Origin of the sequence: Acinetobacter sp. YH12023, assembly GCF_013420135.1 — a bacterium.
GTDB lineage: Bacteria > Pseudomonadota > Gammaproteobacteria > Pseudomonadales > Moraxellaceae > Acinetobacter > Acinetobacter amyesii.
The window spans coordinates 178,416-198,181 of the sequence record NZ_VOYU01000006.1; the positions used below are offsets into that span (position 1 = coordinate 178,416).

The window sequence follows — 19,766 nt, forward strand, 5'->3', positions numbered from 1 at the left end:
AACTCAGTAAGTTATATTTTGTGATGTTTGTCACGTTTTTTATTTTTCTTACAAAAAAAAAGATGCTTTCGCATCTTTCTTTTAAATTTTCTAGAAGTTTTCGGGGTTCTCCAAACGACGAACTTCTTGCACTTTTTCTGGGTTATGTACCGCAGCTACACCATCATCTGCTTTAGTATCTATTAACGCTTCTGGGTTATAAACCGTAATAGTTTCATTACCATGGATATCTTCACCCACAATATATTGGAAGCCCTTTTTATTCATTTTATGGCACATTCTTTGGTACCAACCTTTAAAGCCTTTGGTTTCTTCATTGGGATTGTAATAAAAAGCATTCATCACAGCAGGTAAACCTAGACCACACACGAGCCCCGACATTAATACCGCAATAAATGTATATCCAATCAAAATACTACTGTATTCACTAAGTTCAGGAATATTGGCAACAGCAAGGATTAGGGCCAATGAAATACCGCCACGAACCCCACCCCAGGACAAAATCGCAAGACTACCGTTATAGCTTTTTTTACGGAAACTCGGGAAAAATGCGAAGGATAAATAGTTTGCTGCAAAGCGCGATGCATGCAAAATAATAAACGCCACCATACCGCCTAAAATCAAGCTAAGACTTAAATCTAAGATAAATAACTCGAGACCGATCAGGGTAAATAAGAAGGAATTGATGATTCCTTCCACGGTATGCCAGAAATGGTTCACTTCCCTGATTTCTCGGTCTTGGAGGATTTCTTTCCATTTATTCCCAACGATCAGACCACCAATAACACATGCAATTGGTGCAGATGCATGTGCGAATAAAGCGACTAGATATGAACCACTTGCCAATAATGCTGTGGTTAAAATCAAGGACTCCATTTCATGTTTACCGCGGAGTAAACGTAAAATCCCTAAACCAAATGCCCAACCAATAATGATTGCAACAACAATTTCATATAACAGTGTTTCAAGCGTACCAATGACGGTAAAATGTTCACCTTGCAAAACATTGAGTAAGGTCATAAACACGGCAATACACATGGCATCATTAAAGAGCGATTCGCCTTCTAATTTCACCATCAAATGATGTGGCGCACGTACAGAACTTAATACACCTTTAACCCCAATTGGGTCAGTCGCACCTAAAGCAGCACCTAATAATAACAACACCAATAAATCAACATGATGACCAATTAAGAACTGATAACCATATAAAGCAACACCAAAAAACACCGCACAAAGCACCAAGGCAATACTGGCCAAAATACTGATCGGCTTCCAATGCAAACGTAAATCGGAAACTTTAAATTTCAAGGCAGATGAGGTCAAAATAAAACAAATCACGCCATTAATTAAAAAGTCATAAAAGTCGATATGACGAACTGCCTCTTCAATATTGTGTAAATTAATCGTCACAAATTGATTGCCATTGAGCAAACTTGCGCCCCATTGCAAAATAAAGACAAAAATTGCAGAAACAATGGGAACACCTATGGCTTGTGGAAAGCCCAAGATACGTTTATTAAAAATCGTGGTTGCAATCGAAAGTGCAAAAATAACGGTAAAAACCTGTAGAAAAAAATAATTTCCCATTTCGTTCCCAATTTTGGTGCTGTGTCGCCTACAGAGTGAGATATAGGTATTTTAAAAATAAATACTAAATTATTTGGTATTTAAAAATAAAATATTCTAACGAATTTTATCTAAATTCCGTGTATCAATTCAGTTTTTTTCACATCTTTTATCAAGATCATTTAACATAGCAAGCCTGCATAAATTTTATGCATTTTCATCATCTACATGATTTCTCCTATGCATCAGACTATTAAAACTGTTTTTCGACTCTTTTTTGCTGCGGTGATCTTCATCATTACGGCGGCCCTGATCCTCACTTGCTATAGCAAGTCACAGGAAATTTTACGTGCTGAGCACTATTTTAGTCAGGCAAAAACGATCTCACTGGATTCAACACCCAAAGAACAATTGGTTTTGGTCTCCAATAATGAATCACCCGATCGTGCGATTTTTATCATGCTGGCGAATAATGGTTATCTTGCCAAAATGAATTGTGAAAACTATGCACAAGATATTTGTCTAGATGAATTTAATCAGCAACACACCCGACAAATTCAACACCTCGATTTGCTAAAAATCGGACAATTTCAATATATCCAAAATGTGAGTTTCACCAATAGCCGCACTGGACAAAAACAACAATTACGCTATAGCGATGCCCAATTAAAACAGTTCTATCAAAACGATATTTCAGGCCTTAAATATACTGTTTTTGGCGTAGCTTTATTTGCATTTGCCGCATTGTATGTCAGCTATCGTATTGTTCGAAACTTCAAATCATTTCTCAACAAATAAGCTTCAATCTATTTTTCAATGAAAAAAAGAGGATGTTTTGCATCCTCTTTTTGTTTTAAATGGCTTGATTAAAGGTATCACAGCTATTGATATTGCCTGATTTCAACCCTGTCTGGAACCATTTCATACGTTGTTCACTAGTGCCGTGCGTGAAGCTATCTGGGACCACTTGCCCTGTTGCACTTTTCTGTAAATAGTCATCACCAATCTTATGTGCAGCGTCCATCGCTTCTTCTACATCACCCTGCTCTAAAAATTGGGTACGCTGTTGATTATGATGCGCCCAAATACCCGCAAAACAGTCTGCTTGCAGTTCTTGCATAACCGAATAACGATTACCCTCAGCTTTAGATGCTTGCGCACGGGCCTGCTGGACTTGCTCAGAAATGCCTAAAATCGTTTGGATATGATGTCCAACTTCATGGGCAACCACATAGGCTTGCGCAAAATCACCCGCCTGATCTTGGCGACTCAATTCTGTTTGATTTTGTTCACCCGTGATGCCCATTTGCGTACGCATATCTTTAAAGAATGCGGTATCAATATAGACCTTCTGATCTGCTGGGCAATAAAAAGGCCCCATTGCCGCTTGTGCTGTACCACAACCTGAATTGACCACACCATTAAACATAACCAATTTAGGCGCTTTATACTGAGCATTTAACTGTTCTTGAAAGACTGTATTCCACGTATCTTCCGTATCGGCCAAAACAGTGCCAACAAAATCCATCGCTTCTTGTTGTTCCGGTGTTGGATTATCCAGACCTTTGACTTCAGCCGTTTGACCCTGTGAAGTCACTTGTTTGGTCGCCTGATAAGCTTGCTGCGGATCTACACCAAAAAATTTCCACGCAACAAATGCCACAACTAAACCGAGAATACTAATACCACCCGCTTTTGCACCGCCACCACCGCGACGGTCTTCTACGTTTGAACTAACTCTTCGACCTTTCCAGCGCATAGTGATCTTCCTTATATAAAATAGTTGATATCCGTGTGTTTACAGATTAATCCTTTTGCGACTTTGGCCATACTTTTTGAACTAAAAATACAACGCACAGCACGATTAAACCTGCAATAAAACCTGTCACTAAATTAATTAAAGTCGGTGTTAATGCACCCACAATACTGCCAACTGTAGGAATATGTTCTGCATAATCTACAGAGCCTTCAATAAAATGGTGTAGCAAAGGCACACCATGGGTAATGATGCCACCACCCACTAAAAACATGGCAATCGTACCGACAATGGTCAATGTCTTCATCAACTTAGGTGCAAATGCTAACAAACCTTGTCCAACGGTCTTTTTAAATTGTGATGCTTGTTGAGTGAGATAAAGTCCTAAGTCATCAATTTTGACAATCATCGCGACAAAACCATAAACACCAACAGTCATTAAAATTGCAATCACTGAAAGCACCATGACCTTGGTCCCAAATGCCGCAGTCGCAACCGTACCTAATGAAATCACCACAATTTCAGCAGATAAAATAAAATCGGTACGGATGGCTCCTTTAACTTTTTCTTTCTCAAAAGTCACCAAATCCGTTTCAATATGGGTCATCTCTTCACGAGCAACTTCTTCTGTTTTGGCTTTTTTATGATGCAAACTATGCAGGACTTTTTCCACACCCTCATAGCATAAGAACAAACCACCAATCATCAAAAGCGATGTAATCAACCAAGGTGCAACCACACTAATCAATAAGGCAGCCGGAACCAAAATTAATTTATTAACAAAAGAACCTTTGGCCACAGACCAAACAACTGGAAGTTCACGATCCGAACGGACACCACTGACTTGTTGCGCATTCAGTGCTAAATCATCTCCAAGGACACCCGCTGTTTTTTTGGCTGCCATCTTACTCATGACAGCAACGTCATCCAGCACAGTTGCAATATCATCAAGTAAGATTAATAAGCTACTCGCCATTATTTTTATCCTTTAGGCATTTTTTATTATTCTAATTCTATTTAACACTAAAATTGTATTTAGTTTTTTAATAATTAACAAAATATTCACCCATTTTTCAGTCAATTGTGCTGTGTCAGTAACAATCAAAAATAGAATGCCGTACAATGGGGACATTCTTTGAAAATCAGCCGTAGCTTTGACTACCACTTTGGAACAGATAATGAGTACTCAAGATAATCGTCCAGTGATTTTGACTGGCGACCGTCCGACTGGACAATTACATTTAGGTCATTTTGTAGGTTCTTTACGATCACGTGTAGGTTTACAAGATTCGCATCATCAACATCTTCTTTTAGCTGATGCTCAAGCCTTAACTGATAATGCCGATAACTTCGAAAAAGTTCGTCGCAATATTATTGAAGTCGCAACCGATTATCTTGCTGTAGGAATTGACCCAACTAAAACCACGATTTGCGTTCAATCATGCTTACCTGCATTGAATGAATTGACCATGTTGTATTTGAACTTTGTGACGGTTTCTCGCTTAGAGCGTAATCCAACCATCAAATCTGAGATTCAAATGCGTGGATTTGAGCGTGACATTCCTGCAGGTTTCTTATGCTATCCAGTGGCTCAAGCTGCCGATATTACAGCGTTTAAAGCATCTGTCGTTCCGGTGGGCGAAGACCAAATTCCAATGATTGAACAAACCAATGAAATTGTTCGTCGTTTAAACCGTCAAATTGGTCGTGACGTACTTCCTGAATGTAAAGCTTTACTCTCTAATGTCGGCCGCTTGCCAGGTTTTGACGGTAAAGCAAAAATGTCTAAATCTTTGGGCAATACTATTGTGCTTGACGCGACTGATAAAGATATCAAGAAAGCTGTTAATGCAATGTATACCGACCCAAATCATTTACGTATTGAAGATCCGGGTCAAGTGGAAGGTAACGTCGTATTTACTTACCTTGATGCATTCGATCCAGATAAAGAAGCTGTTGCAGAATTAAAAGAACACTATCGTCGTGGTGGCTTAGGCGATGGTACTGTGAAAAAGCGTCTTGAAGGTGTACTAAAAGAGCTGATCGGCCCGATCCGTGAACGCCGTTTAGAATTGCAAAAAGATCCTGACTACATCATGGATATTTTAAAAACCGGTACCGATAAATGCCGTGATATTACCCAACAAACGTTAGACGAAATTAAATCTGGACTGGGTGTATTCCACTTCTAAATTTAAAAAATTCTATAAAATTAAGCCTTTCCAATGTGAAAGGCTTTTTTATAGGCACTTTTTGTGAAGGTATTCACAAAATCTCCTTAGTTTTAACGTTAGGTAACATCACTTAACGTGAACACCAATGAAATGACTGACCGTTCACTCTATTATCTATTTATGTTTTAGGAATACCTAAATTCATAACATTTCTCCTTTACCGAACCTGTGAAAACAGATTCGTTGTTATACGCAATGAACACCCCAATCATTGCGTATTTTTTTGTCTGAAAATTAGCAATAACCATTATCAAAAAGTCCGCTATAAGCGGACTTTTCAATTAATACATCATTTTAAAAATGAATATAAATTAGTAATGAAATAAACGTTTATCTAATGGTAGTTCAATTCCAATTGACGCTCCACCATCATTACCATTTAAATCCGAGTCACTCACCCAACCATTAATTTTTAAAGGCATATCTGGACGTAAATAATGTGTCCAAGTCAAGTCTAGAGCTTTCAATTCATCTTTTTCAGGAAATGCTGCGTTATTCAAAGCTGCACGCTCTGTTTCAGAAACTTTTGCAAAAAGTACACGACCATTTAGACGGTTTAATGGATCAATACGTATATTCCCACCCACTGAAACCATTTGAGCATCACCACCTAAGGCATGACCAAGTGGATAGCCATGTTGATAGTATCCATCTGTGTAAATAGAGTGATTGTATGAAATGCCTTTGGCATCACCATTAGTTCGAGTATCAACCCATTCAGTATACAGTTGATAAGGCATATTATTTACACTTGAAGAATAATCAACACCTGCAAGATACATGCTTTTTGCCGGTAAACCACCTGCTTCATCCTCACCAATATATTGGCCGTAAAGACTAACTGGAACTTGCACAAGTGGTTGTAAATTCAAACGCGCATCAAAACCCGCGACTTGATTTGATGGATCAGCCTTACCTGTTCCACCATTATCTTTATTACCAATAAAGGCATCCCAAAGTGAACTAAAACTTTCGGGACGACCTTCGCCACCCCATTGTATAGAACGTGATGCTCCCAATTCCAAATATGGAGTAGGTTGTGCAGTTAGTCGAAGTCCAATGAGTTTTGCATCTGGGATAGCAGAATAATCATCTAACTGTCCAGCAAAAGCTTGATACTGCCAAGGGCCGATCCATGATAGCCATGGTGTTTCAAAAGCATTCTGTTGTGCACGCTGTGCAGTAACACCGTACACAGGACGACTCGCATCACCACGGATTAAACTACCGTCATGACCAGGCCCCCAATAAGTCGGAATCTGACCTGCAATTAACCATTGGTTCCAAAGCTTCCCGGCAATGTATGAGCCTTCCACATTTACATCTTGATCATTATTAATTTGCTGTTTATCTTCAGCATTTACACGTAAACGACCATCCCAATTTTCACCACCAACGTTGAGTTCAAGTGCACCTTGATATTGCGCTTTTTGATGATCACCAAAATTTTGCGGTAAATTATTTTTATCTGACTCTGCAAACAATTCTGCTTTTAATAATGCATTTTCGGCAGTCAATTTATTTTGAATACTTTGTAATACTTTTTGTTGTGCAGGTGTCATCACTTTTGCAGAAGTTAACGCTCGCTGTATTTCATCACCACTCATTGGCCATGTTGAGGTACTAATTTGAATAACGCCTTGCTGATTCAACCAATTCAAATCTGCGCGTAACTCTTCATTATTTAATACAATCCCCTGAGCAAAAACAGGAACTGATAATCCAAACAGTACAGCAGCATAGAGTGACTTTCTTAAATACATGCTCTTTTTCTCAAGTTTAATTCACAGCCCACCTTAGATTTTTCAACTCATTTATTCAAGGGTGAAACTGTATCTCCTTTTATTTTTTTCATCATTTCGGTAAAGATGTTCAATAAAAATACAAAATAAAAAACCCGCATTAAGCGGGATTTTTATTTCAAAAACTAAATTAGTTTTTATGACGCATATGTGGGAACAAGATCACTTCACGAATACTTGCAGCATTCGCAAATAACATCACCAAACGGTCAATACCAATACCTTCACCCGCTGTAGGAGGTAAGCCGTATTCCAATGCTTCAATGAAGTCTGCATCGTAATGCATTGCTTCATCATCACCTGCATCTTTTTCGGCAACTTGGGCTTGGAAACGTTCAGCTTGGTCAATCGGATCATTTAACTCTGAGAAACCATTTGCCAACTCACGACCACCGATGAAGAATTCAAAACGGTCCGTAATATGTGGATTTTCATCATTACGACGTGCCAATGGTGAAGTTTCCGCTGGGTATTCTGTGATGAATGTCGGTTGACGAAGTTCTGTTTCAACAGTTTCTTCAAATACGATGGTTTGAAGTTTGCCTAAACCAAAACCAGGTTTTACTTGCTCTTTCAGTTCATTTTTAACAAAGTTTGCAAGGAACTCACGATCAGATACATTTTCAGCAGTGAACGTTGGGTTGTGTTCAAGAATCGCATCAAACATCGAAATTTTCTTGAATGGACCTTTGAAGCTATACACTTCATCACCATAAGGCACATCAGTCGAACCTAATATGTCAATGGCCAATTTTTCAAGCATATTTTCTGTCAAAGCCATCAAGTCTTTGTAGTCTGCATACGCTTGGTAAAATTCAATCATGGTGAATTCTGGGTTATGACGTGTTGATACACCTTCGTTACGGAAGTTACGGTTAATTTCGAACACACGCTCAAAACCACCAACGACCAAACGTTTTAAGTAAAGTTCAGGCGCAATACGCAAGAATAAAGGCATATCCAATGCGTTGTGGTGAGTTTCGAATGGACGCGCAGACGCACCACCCGGAATCACATGCATCATTGGTGTTTCAACTTCCATGAAACGCTCATTGCTCAAATATGAACGAATACCTGACACCACTTTTGCACGAATTTCAAAAGTTTTACGTGTTTCTTCGTTCATGATGAGGTCTAAATAACGCTTACGGTATTTAACTTCAGTATCAGTCAAACCATGGAATTTGTCTGGAAGTGGACGGAGTGATTTGGTTAAAAGCTCAAAATGTTCAATATGAACATAAAGGTCACCTTTACCAGAACGACCAATATAACCTTTAATGGCAATAATATCGCCCAAATCGAGTGCTTTAATTGTTGCAAGAACATCAGCATCCAACTCTTTACGTGGTACATAAAGCTGGATACGACCAGTCATATCTTGGATTACGATGAATGAACCACGGTTCAACATCACACGACCAGCAACTTTTACATAAACCTTTTCGCCTGCTTCAATTTCTTCTTTTGATTTTTCAGCGAATTGATCTTGTAGGTCTTGTGCATAGTGTTCACGCTTAAATGTGTTAGGCCACGGGCTAACACCTGTTTCCTTGGCGTGCTCTTTGATGTGCTCTAACTTGGCATGACGCTGTGCAATTAAATCGTTTTCGGAAATGGCTTGTTCAGAAGTCGATTGAGCGTTATGTTGCGTCATCTCTGTCTCAAATAGTTAAAAAACGGAAGTTGCATAGCATAGCAGATTTCCTTTGAATTGAGCAGTAAGCAATGCGCGCATTTTTTTAATAAGTAGAAATTTATCGAAGTAAGATGTTTTAATCGTTATACCTTCAGGTAGACATAAAACATACCTTACAAATATGCAGTAGATAAAAATTAAATACTCAAGCTCGAAAACCTACATTTTAACGATATCAAATGATAACTAAAAGCTTTAAAAAATACTTATAACTATCAATACATTAAAATAAATATCAATAACTTAATTCAACCTTTTAATCTATTTTCTTTAAGACTAAAGTCTTTTAAATGCCTATAAATTAGACCAAAAGCTAAATTCTCTTTTTGACAATTCTCTCTACAATGAAGTCATAAAATTGTTGAAAAATAAAATATTCAACACATCCAAAAATGTTTTAAAACAGTGTGTAGAAAAACAATGACTTCCTGCTTATCGAAAATTCTGTTTTTACATGGATTGGATTCTTCCCGTGAATCTACGAAGTTCCATGCCATCAATGCAAAACAAAAATTCTGCATTGAAGTGGACTATCGCAACTTAAATTTTCAAACTGTTGCGGATTTTTACCACGAGAGTATTGAAACCATTAAGCCCGATATCATCGTCGGGCATAGTCTCGGGGCATATTGGGCATTAAAAATGTCGCTGTTTCATCGTATTCCGTGTGTAATTGCCAACCCGAGTCTGCATCCAGACTTTCGCGACGACTACCCTGCAATTAATGAAATGGATTTGGATCACGATATTCCACAAATTGCATATATCGAACGTGGCGATGAAATCTTAGATATGTATGAAGCAGAACAACAACTCGAAGACTATATGCAAGTTCAAGTGATGGATGGCGGACACCATCGTCTACAATGCCCTGAAAATATTAATGATTTAATCCAACATCTCGAATTAAACTATTTAAAAAAATAAATCATAAGATTAATCATAAGTAGCAACGTCTTTTTTATCAGACATAAAAAAGCCCTGTCATAGACAAGGCTTTTTACATTTTAAAACTGACGCTTAGGCAGCATCTGCTTCAGGACGTGTTTTATCATCTAAAACAGACCAAATATTTAGTCCTAAATCTTTATGCAAGTCAGGCAAATCTAAGAAAATGCTTGCGCCTAAAACTTGGTGTTTACATTTTTCAGCCAATTGTTTCACTGCACGAAGCGTACCGCCCGTCGCCAATACGTCATCCACAATAATTACTTTTTGTGATTCGATTTCAGCTGACATTTCAAGACGATCTAAACCGTATTCAAGGCTATAACCAACACCGACAACAGGTGGTGGTAATTTTCCGGCTTTACGTACCAACACCAAACCTTTGCCTGTACGCTGAGCAAGTAAGCTTGCCAAAACAAAACCACGTGCTTCAACCGCAATAAAGCTATCTACTTCTGCCAATTGCTCAGCTGGAATACTTGCAATTAGGGCATCAGTTAACGATTCGATGTTATTCATAAATAACGGCGTAAGGTCAAAGAAGCAAATTCCTGGTTTTGGGAAATCTTGGACAGTACGAATGTTAGACCACAATGCCGCAGCAGTAGAATTACTCATAATAGGAGAAAATAAATTAAGGAAGGAATGTGTGAATTTTAACGCGATTTGAGAGAAAAGAACAGCTAACCCCCGACTAAAATGCATATTTAAGATACAGCAAATTCACATAAGTTATTGATTATTAATATTGTATTTATTTAAAAAATATCAAATATATATTTTCCTAATCATAAAATAAAAGATTTTAGAGTTTTTTTCTGCAAGACTTTAGTCTATGAATATAGAAAAAGCGGTATTTAGAACCCAATTCACGGAAATGAATTCCAATATAGCTTTCAATAGGCATAAATATTGTCAGACAATTTTTCCCAGATCTGGGGTTTTGATGATATTTATTGTCCCTCACTGCCATTCTGCTTTTAATTTCACTCATTAAACTCTTAGCCACTTTACTTTATCGTTAGAACTGCGTAAAAATTTAACATAAGAGTCTACTGTATAAGGCTAATTAACCTTAAGGTATAAACTTATACAGTTATGAAGTATTTACTGACCTAATTTTGTGTCAGTTTTTGGAGAATGGAATGAAAAAGTATCAGTGCATCGTTTGTGGATGGATTTATGACGAAGCAGAAGGCTGGCCACAAGACGGTATCGTGGCAGGAACGAAATGGGAAGATATCCCAGATGATTGGACTTGCCCAGACTGTGGCGTCTCAAAAGTAGATTTTGAAATGGTTGAAATCTAATAAATAGAATCTAAGGCCATCATCGTTATGGTCTTTTTTTTGTCTTTAAAAAATATGAAATGTGTTTGGAGTTGAGTATGCACCCTATTGTCATTATTGGTTCTGGTATGGCGGGATATGCCGTTGCACGTGAATTTCGAAAGTTAAATACTGAACTAGAACTTATTATGATCTGTGCGGATGATGCCATTAACTACGCTAAACCGACATTATCCAATGCGCTCGTTGGTAATAAAACTCCTGAGCAAATCCCTCTAGGGGATGCCGAAAAAATGTCGGCTCAGCTCAATATGCAAATCATCAATAAGAGTTGGGTTAAATCCATTGATGCAGCAAAACATGAGCTTACTATTGAAAGCCAAAATGGAACTCAAACACAACTATATTCAAAACTCGTTTTAGCAGTCGGCGCAAATCCAATTCGCTTAGCTATTTCGGGTGATGGCAGTGAAGACATTCACGTCGTCAACAATTTAGATCACTACAAAGCTTTCCGTAAACAGCTTGCAGCACGTGAAGATAAACGTGTGGTGATTTTAGGGGCAGGTTTGATTGGCTGCGAATTTGCCAATGACCTCCAAAATACTGGGGCCAAAGTATCGGTGGTCGATTTAGCACCGCAACCTTTAGGTCGCCTCCTGCCGTCTCATGTCGCCGCTAAATTCCAAAGCAATTTAGAAGAAACGGGCATTCAATTCGTTTTAGGTACGACTGTTGAAAAAGTCTCACGTATTGAAAATGGTGACTATCAAGTGAGCCTTGCCAATGGTCAAAGCTTAGTGGCAGATGTTGTGTTGTCTGCGATTGGCTTACAACCTGAGATTAACTTGGCAAAACAAGCCGGCATTCACACCAGTCGTGGCGTATTAACCAATAAAAGCTTAGAAACCAACTTGGCAGATATCTATGCTGTCGGTGACTGTGCTGAAGTCAATGGTACCCTTCTTCCATACGTCATGCCGATCATGCAACAAGCACGTGCTTTGGCAAAAACCCTCAATGGTGAACATACCGCTGTGCATTATCCAGCTATGCCTGTAGCCGTTAAAACACCTGCAGCACCTTTAACTGTCCTTCCTGCACCTATTGATGTTGAAACTCAATGGGAAACAGAAGAGCTTGAAGATGGCATGATTGCCCGTGCGATCGATCAAGATGGCGTATTACGTGGATTTGTACTGCTCGGTGCAACTGCTGGGAAGCAACGCTTAACTTTGACTAAGCAGGTTCCGGACTTGATTCCTGCTTCAGTTTAGGGTTTAAATACAAGGACGTCCTGATAATAATAGACGTCCTTTTTAAAGGAAAATAACAATGAATAGTGCCCTTCAGTTTAATATTTCACCTTATGCCTCTTTTATGCATGAAACTCGCGTAGAGTTAGGCAATGGCATTGAACTTCATGTCGAGGTGGGTGGTCATCCTGAAGATCCTGCAATCTTATTGATTATGGGACTCGGCGCACAAATGTTGTATTGGCCCGATTTCTTTTGTAAGTCCCTAATAGATCAAGGTTACCGAGTTATTCGCTTTGATAATCGTGATATTGGTCTATCTAGTAAAATTCGTAACCCAGGTCCACGTCTCAATACCTTTAAATTGATGGGACGTTTTGCCTTAGGTCTAGAGAATCAAGGTGCGCCTTATGATCTATACGATATGGCAGACGATGTTGCACTGTTAATTGATCGTATGGGACTTGATAAAGTCCATATTTTAGGCGCTTCGATGGGCGGCATGATTGCTCAAATCGTGGCGGCACGCTATCCTGATAAAGTGCACAACTTAAGCTTACTTTTTACCAGTAACATCCAACCCTTACTTCCACCGCCATTTCCAAAGCAATTATTTAGTCTAATTGAAAAACCTGAATCTAACGATGAAGATGGCATTATTAACCATAGCCTGAAAGTTTTTAATATTATAGGCTCTCCAGGCTATATTAATCAGCTTGAAGCGATACAAACTGCACGTAAACTCTATAAGCGGAGTTATTACCCAGCGGGTGTACTTCAACAGTTTTTAGCAATATTATGTACAGGTTCCCTGCTGCAGTTGGATAAACAAATTCAGCATAAAACCATTGTGGTTCATGGAGCTCGTGACCGTTTGCTGCCGCCAAGCCATGGTAAGGCCGTTGCAAAGGCTATTTCAGGTGCTAAATTTGAATTAATTGATGGAATGGGGCATGATATCCCACCGCATTTTATTCCATATCTTAGCGGTTTGTTTGCTGATCACTTTAAATCATAAATTAGGACACTATGGCTGCATTACCATCCTTAAGACAGCTGTCATATCTAGTAACACTGTCAGAAACGCTACACTTTACTGAAGCTGCGCGTCGTTCTTTTGTCACCCAGTCTACTTTGTCTGGCGGGATCATGGAACTTGAGCGTTTACTAGGTGGCGTATTGGTAGAACGCGACCGTCAAAACGTGCGTTTAACTCCTCTTGGCGAACAAGTTGTCGGACGAGCCCGAGTTCTATTGGCAGATGCGCAAGACCTAATGCGTTTAAGTCGTGAAATGAGCGAACCTCTAACGGGTGATTTACATCTAGGGGTCATTCCTACTATTGCGCCGTTCTTACTTGCACCTTTACTTGATGAAGTGCATAAGCAGTTACCTAAAATTCAATTGCATTTACATGAAGCGCAAAGTGAAAAAATTGTTGAGAAACTCGAGCACGGTAATCTAGATATTGTATTACTTGCTCTTCCTTTCGATACACGTAGCTTGAAAGTTGCAGAAGTAAACAAAGAAAAATTGTTCTTGGTGTACAACAAAGCTGACCAAAATGCAGCTCAAGCGAAATCTTTAGACGACCTAGATTTATCTCGTTTAATGTTGCTTGAAGAAGGCCATTGCTTACGTGATCATGCTTTGAGTGCTTGTCCGATTGGTGAACGTAAAAATGACCATCGTTTAAAAGCAAGCTCATTGCCAACTTTGGTTGAAATGGTTTCCGCAGATTTAGGCTTTACCTTATTGCCTGAAATTGCAGTTCATACCAATATGATCAAAGCCAATGAAGATTTGGCTGTGAAAGAAATTGAAGCCAGTCCTACACGCACATTGGCATTGGTAACACGTAAGAGTACACCGCTTCAAAGTGAATTTGATGTATTACTTCAAATCTTGCAGAAAATCACTAACAATCTACACTAATTAATCAGTGTAAAAATTAAAGAGAGCCTTGTGCTCTCTTTTTTTATTTGGCGGAAATGAATAATGCAGAAGTAATAATATTGAGATGAGTATAAAATTGAAAATGAAAAAATACAGTATCTAAAAAAAGAAAAGGCTAACCCAAATAGGTAGCCTGATAAGGTAATATATGACTTGATGTATATCTCAATTCATCGCCTCGACAATATCTTCACACTAGCCAGATAAGTAAGAAGATAAATACATCTTAGTAAAATATAACTTTCGTTAAAATCACTAGTTTCAGGTATTTTAGATAAAGTATTTCTGATTCATTTTTCAAAGGGCTTTTTTTATAGTTGTGTTTTGTGCTATAAAATAAACATAGATGAGGAATAAATCACATTATTTTAAATAATCACTAATATTTATGTTTAAAATAACTAATCAATTAGTCAATATTAACTCATCTCAGAAACAGTTCAATTTATCGGTTGTCAAAATACTGCTTTCACATTTCAATTATTATTTTCAATTCGAATCTAAATCTGATGATTATTTAATCAATATTCTAAAAATAAAAACGAAAAAACTATAAATCTTTGCATTCAACATAATGAAAAACACAAAAAACCATACATTAATTAAATTCTATTATATCACAATAACTTAATTATACTTTGATATATAAATCACTACTTCTAGGTATATTTTTCTAATTCACTTTCATGCACATTATGGAAATGCAATTTGATTAAAAATAATAAATGAGCGAAATGTATGATGAGTGAATTTTTATTACCAGTACCCGTTTTGATTATTGATCATCAAGCAATGACTTCAAAAACAGTGCTGTTTAACATCTTAGGAAACCTCGGTTATCCTGAAGATCTCATCACATTTTCAGAAAACTTAGTAGATGCAGAACAACAAATTTTTAATCAATTACCCAATTTAATTTTTTTAGTGATCACTCAGCAGTCCGATATCTCTTTCATCCATAAAATCAAAAAGATCTATCCTTCGAGTAATCTCATCATTTTAGTCAATGAACAATCTACAGATTTAACCTTACATGCCATTCAGTTAGGTGCAACCGCCTATATGTTGATTCAACAACCGATGGAAGATACCTACAACCAACTGAAAACCATTTTAAGAGGTGGCGCTGCATTGCATCCCAGTTTTGCTAAATTTTTATTGAGTGAAACTTTTAGTCCGCAAAATGCAGCACCTAAACAGCTCAGTCTGAATCCAGCTGAATACCAAATTTTAGATATGGTCAGCCATAGCGCGACTCAAGAGCAGATGGTCCGTGAGTTAAAACTTTCAACGTATCAAATTGATGGTTTTGTTAAAAATATCTACCGAAAAATTAGTAGCTACAGCTAAATTTAGTTCAGATAAATGATTCAAAAAAACTTATAAATTAAAAAAATAAAGGGAGCATTGCTCCCTTTTACTTTGCTAACGCATTTATTTAAATGCTTCTATAAGCACATGCTGTGAATTATGTGCTTCCTCACCCTCTTGAACATGCGTACGAATCCAGCGCCCATCGCTTTGGAGTAACCAAGCTTGCTGATTATCTTTTAAGTAATTCACTAAACCTAATTGATAAATACGCTTTTTCAACGCTGGATCTTCAATTGGAAAACAGGCTTCCACGCGATTAAATAAATTACGATCCATCCAGTCTGCACTTGAACAGAAAATACGTGAATCACCATTATTACTGAAATAATACACTCGAGTATGCTCTAAAAAACGCCCAACAATAGAACGCACGCGAATATTTTCAGAGAGCCCCGGTAAACCTGGACGCAAACAACAAATAGAACGAATAATTAAATCAATCTGTACACCTGCTTGTGACGCTTCGTACAGTTTATTGATCAACTGAACTTCTGTTAATGCATTAACCTTGACTATAATTTGCGCAGACTTACCCGCTTTAGCATTAGTAATTTCATTATCAATATAATTGATGAGTTGAGTATGTAAGGTAAATGGCGCATGCAGCAGTTTTTTTAGCTTCGCCATTTTACCCATACCGGTCAATTCTTGGAAAATACGATGTACATCTTCACAGAGTTCTTTATCTGTGGTTAATAGACCGTAATCCGTGTAGATACGCGCATTTCCCGCATGATAATTGCCCGTACCTAAATGCACATATCGCACCAATTTATTGTTTTCGCGGCGTACCACCAAAATCATTTTGGCATGAGTTTTATAGCCCACGATGCCATACACGACAACTGCGCCTGCTTCTTGTAATACATTAGCCACAGCAATGTTTGATTCTTCATCAAATCGTGCTCGAAGCTCAATTACAGCGGTGACTTCTTTGCCATTACGTGCTGCTTCCGCTAAAACTTGCACAATCTCCGAATCTGCACCACTTCGATAAAGCGTTTGTTTAATGGCCAAAACTTGTGGATCACGTGCAGCTTCACGCAGTAAATTAATTACCGGTGCGAATGATTCAAAGGGATGGTGCAGCAAAATATCTTGTTTTTGCATCGCACTAAAAATGTTTTCAGATTTTTTGAGTACTTTCGGTATAACAGGAATATGTGCGTCATAACGTAGATGTGGACGTTTAAAGTTTGACAGTAAACGTGCAAGGTTAACTGGTCCATCCACTTTATAAAGTTGCTCTTCTTCTAAATCGAACTCATCAAGCAAATATTCATAAATATGCTGCGGACAATTTTCTGTCACTTCCAAGCGAACGGCGCGACCAAAACGACGTGAATTCAACTCACCTTTGAGGGCTTTAGCCAAATCTTCAACATCTTCATTTAAAGCCAAATCGGCATTACGCGTCACGCGGAATTGGTAGCAACCCGTTGCCGTCATGCCGGGGAACAAATCAGAGACATGTTCATGAATAATTGCCGATAGCATCACATGATGCTCTTTGCCACCGGTTAATTCATCAGGAAGCCGAACGACACGTGGCAGCGAACGTGGTGCAGGCACAACGGCTAAGTCAATCTGACGACCAAAAGCATCCTTCCCTTCTAAAGTCACAATAAAGTTCAACGATTTGTTGACTAAGCGAGGGAATGGATGTGCGGGATCTAAACTAATTGGGGTTAAAACTGGTGCAACTTGTTCTTGGAAATACTTTTTTACCCAAGCCGATTGTGCAGGGGTTAATTCACCACGACGTAAGAAGCAAATGTCTTCTTCACGCAGTTTAGGTAAAATTTCTTGATTTAAAATACGATACTGGCGCTCAATTGCCGCATGCGCTGTCGCAGAAATTTCATCTAATACTTGTTTTGGTGTTAAGCCATCTGGACTGCGGCTTTCATTACCTAAGTCTAGCTGTTCCATCATTCCCGCAACACGAATTTCAAAAAATTCGTCTAAGTTGCGCGAAAAGATCAGCAAGAAATTCATGCGTTCAAGTAAGGGGTGTATCGGATCAACCGCTTGTTCAAGCACACGCAGATGAAAGTCGAGAATCGATAACTCTCGATTGATATAACGATCATTATAAGTATATTCAGTAGGTACTTGCGCGACTTCAGCTGCGGTATTCATTTCAAACCCATATTAAAAAATGTGTGCTGTACTCAGTTTAGTATGCTTCAAATTTGTGACAATTTCATAAAAAAAGCCCATTAATATGAGCTTTTGTTGTAATTCAAATCACTGCCATGCCATTTGACGAGTGTTTAGATCGTTCTTAATCTGGGATATGGCTATAACGCATATATTTTTGGATCATGCGCTTACGATAATTTAGCTTACGATCTTGTCGATTTTCATCATAATATTTTGGATTAGGCAAAATAGCCGCAATAAACGCTGCTTGCTCTCGACTCAAACTCCTTGAACTTTTACCAAAGTAGTGCTGTGTTGCAGCTTCTACGCCGTAAATGTTATCCCCAAACTCAACCGAGTTGAGATATACCTCTAAAATGCGTTGCTTCGTCCACATGCGTTCCATCATCCATGTTGCAACGGCTTCCTGTCCTTTTCGGATAAATGAACGCTTGTTATATAAAAATAAGTTTTTTGCCAATTGCTGAGAAATGGTAGACCCACCTGCGACTACTCTGCCTTTATCTTTATTGCGCTCTAAAGCATTTTGCATGCCTTCCCAATCAAAACCTTTGTGTTGTAAAAATTTGCCATCTTCTGCGGCAACAACAGCATGTTTAACATAATCACTGATTTGGTCGTAATCACGCCATTCGTGTTTAATCGGTTTAGACGGCTCTGACCAATAATCTAATCGCATCATCATCGTGGATTCCACAGGATGTGTACGCCACCAAACCAGACTACCAAAGATCCAAAGCTGCACCAAAAGCACAAGACTGACAAGAATTAACAATGTACGAACAATAAAGGCTTTCATGTCAGTGTGTTACTCCAGAAATTCTGTTTTTTCATGTTAAGCTTATTTTTAAATATTTTGACACAGTACAAGAATAGCATGTCTGAACTCAGCCCTCCTGCTGTATCAACCCATAAGCTGCAAATCCAACTGTGGTGGATCACGGCACTCTTAATTACCATCAATGTTGGACTCTTTGGCTGGCAAGTGCTGCATGGAGTGAACGTTAGCCAACCCGACACACTGGATGCTTTGCGTTGGGGTGCTGATTATGCACCTTTAACCTTTTTAGAGGAACCCATCCGCTTATTCAGCAGTATGTTTTTTCATTTTGGCCTGATTCACCTGATGTTGAATATGTGGGCTTTGTATATTTTTGGCAGTGTTGCCGAGCAAATGTTAGGTCGTTTCTACTTCCTTGGCCTGTATGTTTTAGCCGGACTGATGGGAAGTTTGTTGAGTGGGTATTTAACCATTCAAGATAGCTATGCATTATTGGCCGAAGGTGCAGCCAATCAGCAGCTTTTCCCGAGTATTGGTGCAGGTGCATCGGGTGCAGTGATGGGACTGGGTGCAGCGCTGACGATTATTTCGCTGCTCCCCATGTTACCTAAACAGCAATTTTATTTGGATAAAAAAACCTTATTGATGGTGATGGGGATTAACCTCGCGATGGGCTTTATGATTAGTGGGATTAACAATGCCGCGCATATTGGCGGCATGTTGATGGGCGCTGCTTTGGCTTTCATTTGGTATGTGGGACAAAAATTACATCAATCCCTGCTCATTCAAATCATCGGTCTTATAGCCGCAGCTGTCGGATGCTACCTGTTTTATCTGCATTGCCAACAATTAATCCAACCGATTTTACCGCTTTGGGAACACTTTATCCTGCTGATGAAGCAATCGCTCACAGCACATTAAATAGTGGAATGAACC

General features: G+C 38.6%; 17 protein-coding genes. 9 read left to right on the top strand and 8 right to left on the bottom strand.

The annotated features are described in order from the left end of the window. Positions 1–90: 90 nt before the first annotated feature. Positions 91–1,590: a sodium:proton antiporter gene (locus FTT92_RS08735; RefSeq protein WP_180171888.1), complete on the bottom strand. Its 1,500-nt coding sequence runs from the start codon at positions 1,588–1,590 to the stop codon at positions 91–93. 219 nt (positions 1,591–1,809) lie between these two features. Between FTT92_RS08735 and FTT92_RS08740 the strand changes: the two genes are divergently transcribed. Continuing rightward, positions 1,810–2,367, top strand: a complete 558-nt coding sequence (locus FTT92_RS08740; RefSeq protein ID WP_180171889.1) for a hypothetical protein — start codon at positions 1,810–1,812, stop codon at positions 2,365–2,367. 55 nt (positions 2,368–2,422) lie between these two features. Here FTT92_RS08740 and FTT92_RS08745 read toward each other — a convergent pair whose 3' ends face one another. After that, a complete protein-coding gene (locus tag FTT92_RS08745) occupies positions 2,423–3,328 on the bottom strand; it encodes a neutral zinc metallopeptidase (protein WP_180042270.1) in 906 nt (301 codons plus the stop codon). Positions 3,329–3,374: 46 nt separating this feature from the next. After that, the gene (locus tag FTT92_RS08750) at positions 3,375–4,301 is read right to left on the bottom strand and encodes a DUF808 domain-containing protein (protein ID WP_180171890.1); all 927 of its coding nucleotides are present in this window, start codon (positions 4,299–4,301) and stop codon (positions 3,375–3,377) included. A 202-nt stretch (positions 4,302–4,503) separates the two neighbouring features. Between FTT92_RS08750 and trpS the strand changes: the two genes are divergently transcribed. Beyond that, the gene (gene trpS / locus FTT92_RS08755) at positions 4,504–5,517 is read left to right on the top strand and encodes a tryptophan--tRNA ligase (protein WP_168379231.1); all 1,014 of its coding nucleotides are present in this window, start codon (positions 4,504–4,506) and stop codon (positions 5,515–5,517) included. A gap of 353 nt (positions 5,518–5,870) precedes the next feature. Here the strand turns inward: trpS and FTT92_RS08760 are convergent, their stop codons facing one another. Further along, entirely contained in the window at positions 5,871–7,322 is a 1,452-nt protein-coding gene (locus FTT92_RS08760) for a capsule assembly Wzi family protein (protein ID WP_180171891.1), read from the bottom strand. 169 nt (positions 7,323–7,491) lie between these two features. Continuing rightward, on the bottom strand, positions 7,492–9,018 hold the full coding sequence (gene lysS / locus FTT92_RS08765) for a lysine--tRNA ligase (protein WP_180020646.1): 1,527 nt from the start codon (positions 9,016–9,018) through the stop codon (positions 7,492–7,494). A gap of 462 nt (positions 9,019–9,480) precedes the next feature. Here lysS and FTT92_RS08770 point away from each other — a divergent pair, with 462 nt between their 5' ends. Then, a complete protein-coding gene (locus FTT92_RS08770) occupies positions 9,481–9,987 on the top strand; it encodes a YqiA/YcfP family alpha/beta fold hydrolase (protein WP_078193013.1) in 507 nt (168 codons plus the stop codon). Between the two features lie 93 nt (positions 9,988–10,080). Here FTT92_RS08770 and FTT92_RS08775 read toward each other — a convergent pair whose 3' ends face one another. Beyond that, positions 10,081–10,626 carry an adenine phosphoribosyltransferase gene (locus FTT92_RS08775; protein WP_078189930.1) on the bottom strand — a complete coding sequence of 182 codons (546 nt, stop codon included), beginning with the start codon at positions 10,624–10,626 and terminating at the stop codon, positions 10,081–10,083. A 527-nt stretch (positions 10,627–11,153) separates the two neighbouring features. Between FTT92_RS08775 and rubA the strand changes: the two genes are divergently transcribed. From rubA to FTT92_RS08800, 5 genes are all read left to right on the top strand, one after another. Next, a complete protein-coding gene (gene rubA, locus FTT92_RS08780) occupies positions 11,154–11,318 on the top strand; it encodes a rubredoxin RubA (RefSeq protein ID WP_005179369.1) in 165 nt (54 codons plus the stop codon). A 77-nt stretch (positions 11,319–11,395) separates the two neighbouring features. Then, positions 11,396–12,574: an NAD(P)/FAD-dependent oxidoreductase gene (locus FTT92_RS08785; protein WP_111884431.1), complete on the top strand. Its 1,179-nt coding sequence runs from the start codon at positions 11,396–11,398 to the stop codon at positions 12,572–12,574. A gap of 58 nt (positions 12,575–12,632) precedes the next feature. After that, a complete protein-coding gene (gene estB / locus FTT92_RS08790) occupies positions 12,633–13,571 on the top strand; it encodes an esterase EstB (protein ID WP_078189932.1) in 939 nt (312 codons plus the stop codon). Between the two features lie 11 nt (positions 13,572–13,582). Continuing rightward, entirely contained in the window at positions 13,583–14,488 is a 906-nt protein-coding gene (gene oxyR, locus FTT92_RS08795; protein WP_180035348.1) for a LysR family transcriptional regulator OxyR, read from the top strand. 759 nt (positions 14,489–15,247) lie between these two features. Further along, positions 15,248–15,859, top strand: a complete 612-nt coding sequence (locus FTT92_RS08800; RefSeq protein WP_180024095.1) for a response regulator transcription factor — start codon at positions 15,248–15,250, stop codon at positions 15,857–15,859. Between the two features lie 84 nt (positions 15,860–15,943). Here FTT92_RS08800 and ppk1 read toward each other — a convergent pair whose 3' ends face one another. Both ppk1 and mtgA read right to left on the bottom strand, forming a co-directional pair. Then, complete coding sequence (ppk1, locus tag FTT92_RS08805) at positions 15,944–18,025, bottom strand: polyphosphate kinase 1 (protein ID WP_111884435.1); 2,082 nt, start codon at positions 18,023–18,025, stop codon at positions 15,944–15,946. Between the two features lie 145 nt (positions 18,026–18,170). Further along, positions 18,171–18,848 (bottom strand): monofunctional biosynthetic peptidoglycan transglycosylase, encoded by a 678-nt coding sequence (gene mtgA, locus FTT92_RS08810; protein WP_180122191.1) that lies wholly within the window; start codon positions 18,846–18,848, stop codon positions 18,171–18,173. A gap of 78 nt (positions 18,849–18,926) precedes the next feature. On the opposite strand from mtgA, the gene FTT92_RS08815 reads away from it, so the two are divergent. Beyond that, positions 18,927–19,751, top strand: coding sequence for a rhomboid family intramembrane serine protease (locus FTT92_RS08815; protein ID WP_180171892.1), 825 nt, complete (start codon positions 18,927–18,929; stop codon positions 19,749–19,751). Positions 19,752–19,766: the final 15 nt, after the last annotated feature.

Excerpts from the sequence above, each read along its gene's own strand:
- FTT92_RS08770 (WP_078193013.1), top strand. The coding sequence starts at position 9,481 with ATGACTTCCTGCTTATCGAAAATTCTGTTTTTACATGGATTGGATTCT.
- FTT92_RS08760 (WP_180171891.1), bottom strand. The coding sequence starts at position 7,322 with ATGTATTTAAGAAAGTCACTCTATGCTGCTGTACTGTTTGGATTATCA.
- estB (WP_078189932.1), top strand. The coding sequence starts at position 12,633 with ATGAATAGTGCCCTTCAGTTTAATATTTCACCTTATGCCTCTTTTATG.
- oxyR (WP_180035348.1), top strand. The coding sequence starts at position 13,583 with ATGGCTGCATTACCATCCTTAAGACAGCTGTCATATCTAGTAACACTG.
- mtgA (WP_180122191.1), bottom strand. The coding sequence starts at position 18,848 with ATGAAAGCCTTTATTGTTCGTACATTGTTAATTCTTGTCAGTCTTGTG.
- lysS (WP_180020646.1), bottom strand. The coding sequence starts at position 9,018 with ATGACGCAACATAACGCTCAATCGACTTCTGAACAAGCCATTTCCGAA.
- rubA (WP_005179369.1), top strand. The coding sequence starts at position 11,154 with ATGAAAAAGTATCAGTGCATCGTTTGTGGATGGATTTATGACGAAGCA.
- FTT92_RS08800 (WP_180024095.1), top strand. The coding sequence starts at position 15,248 with ATGATGAGTGAATTTTTATTACCAGTACCCGTTTTGATTATTGATCAT.
- FTT92_RS08735 (WP_180171888.1), bottom strand. The coding sequence starts at position 1,590 with ATGGGAAATTATTTTTTTCTACAGGTTTTTACCGTTATTTTTGCACTT.
- FTT92_RS08740 (WP_180171889.1), top strand. The coding sequence starts at position 1,810 with ATGCATCAGACTATTAAAACTGTTTTTCGACTCTTTTTTGCTGCGGTG.
- FTT92_RS08750 (WP_180171890.1), bottom strand. The coding sequence starts at position 4,301 with ATGGCGAGTAGCTTATTAATCTTACTTGATGATATTGCAACTGTGCTG.
- ppk1 (WP_111884435.1), bottom strand. The coding sequence starts at position 18,025 with ATGAATACCGCAGCTGAAGTCGCGCAAGTACCTACTGAATATACTTAT.
- FTT92_RS08745 (WP_180042270.1), bottom strand. The coding sequence starts at position 3,328 with ATGCGCTGGAAAGGTCGAAGAGTTAGTTCAAACGTAGAAGACCGTCGC.
- trpS (WP_168379231.1), top strand. The coding sequence starts at position 4,504 with ATGAGTACTCAAGATAATCGTCCAGTGATTTTGACTGGCGACCGTCCG.
- FTT92_RS08815 (WP_180171892.1), top strand. The coding sequence starts at position 18,927 with ATGTCTGAACTCAGCCCTCCTGCTGTATCAACCCATAAGCTGCAAATC.
- FTT92_RS08785 (WP_111884431.1), top strand. The coding sequence starts at position 11,396 with ATGCACCCTATTGTCATTATTGGTTCTGGTATGGCGGGATATGCCGTT.
- FTT92_RS08775 (WP_078189930.1), bottom strand. The coding sequence starts at position 10,626 with ATGAGTAATTCTACTGCTGCGGCATTGTGGTCTAACATTCGTACTGTC.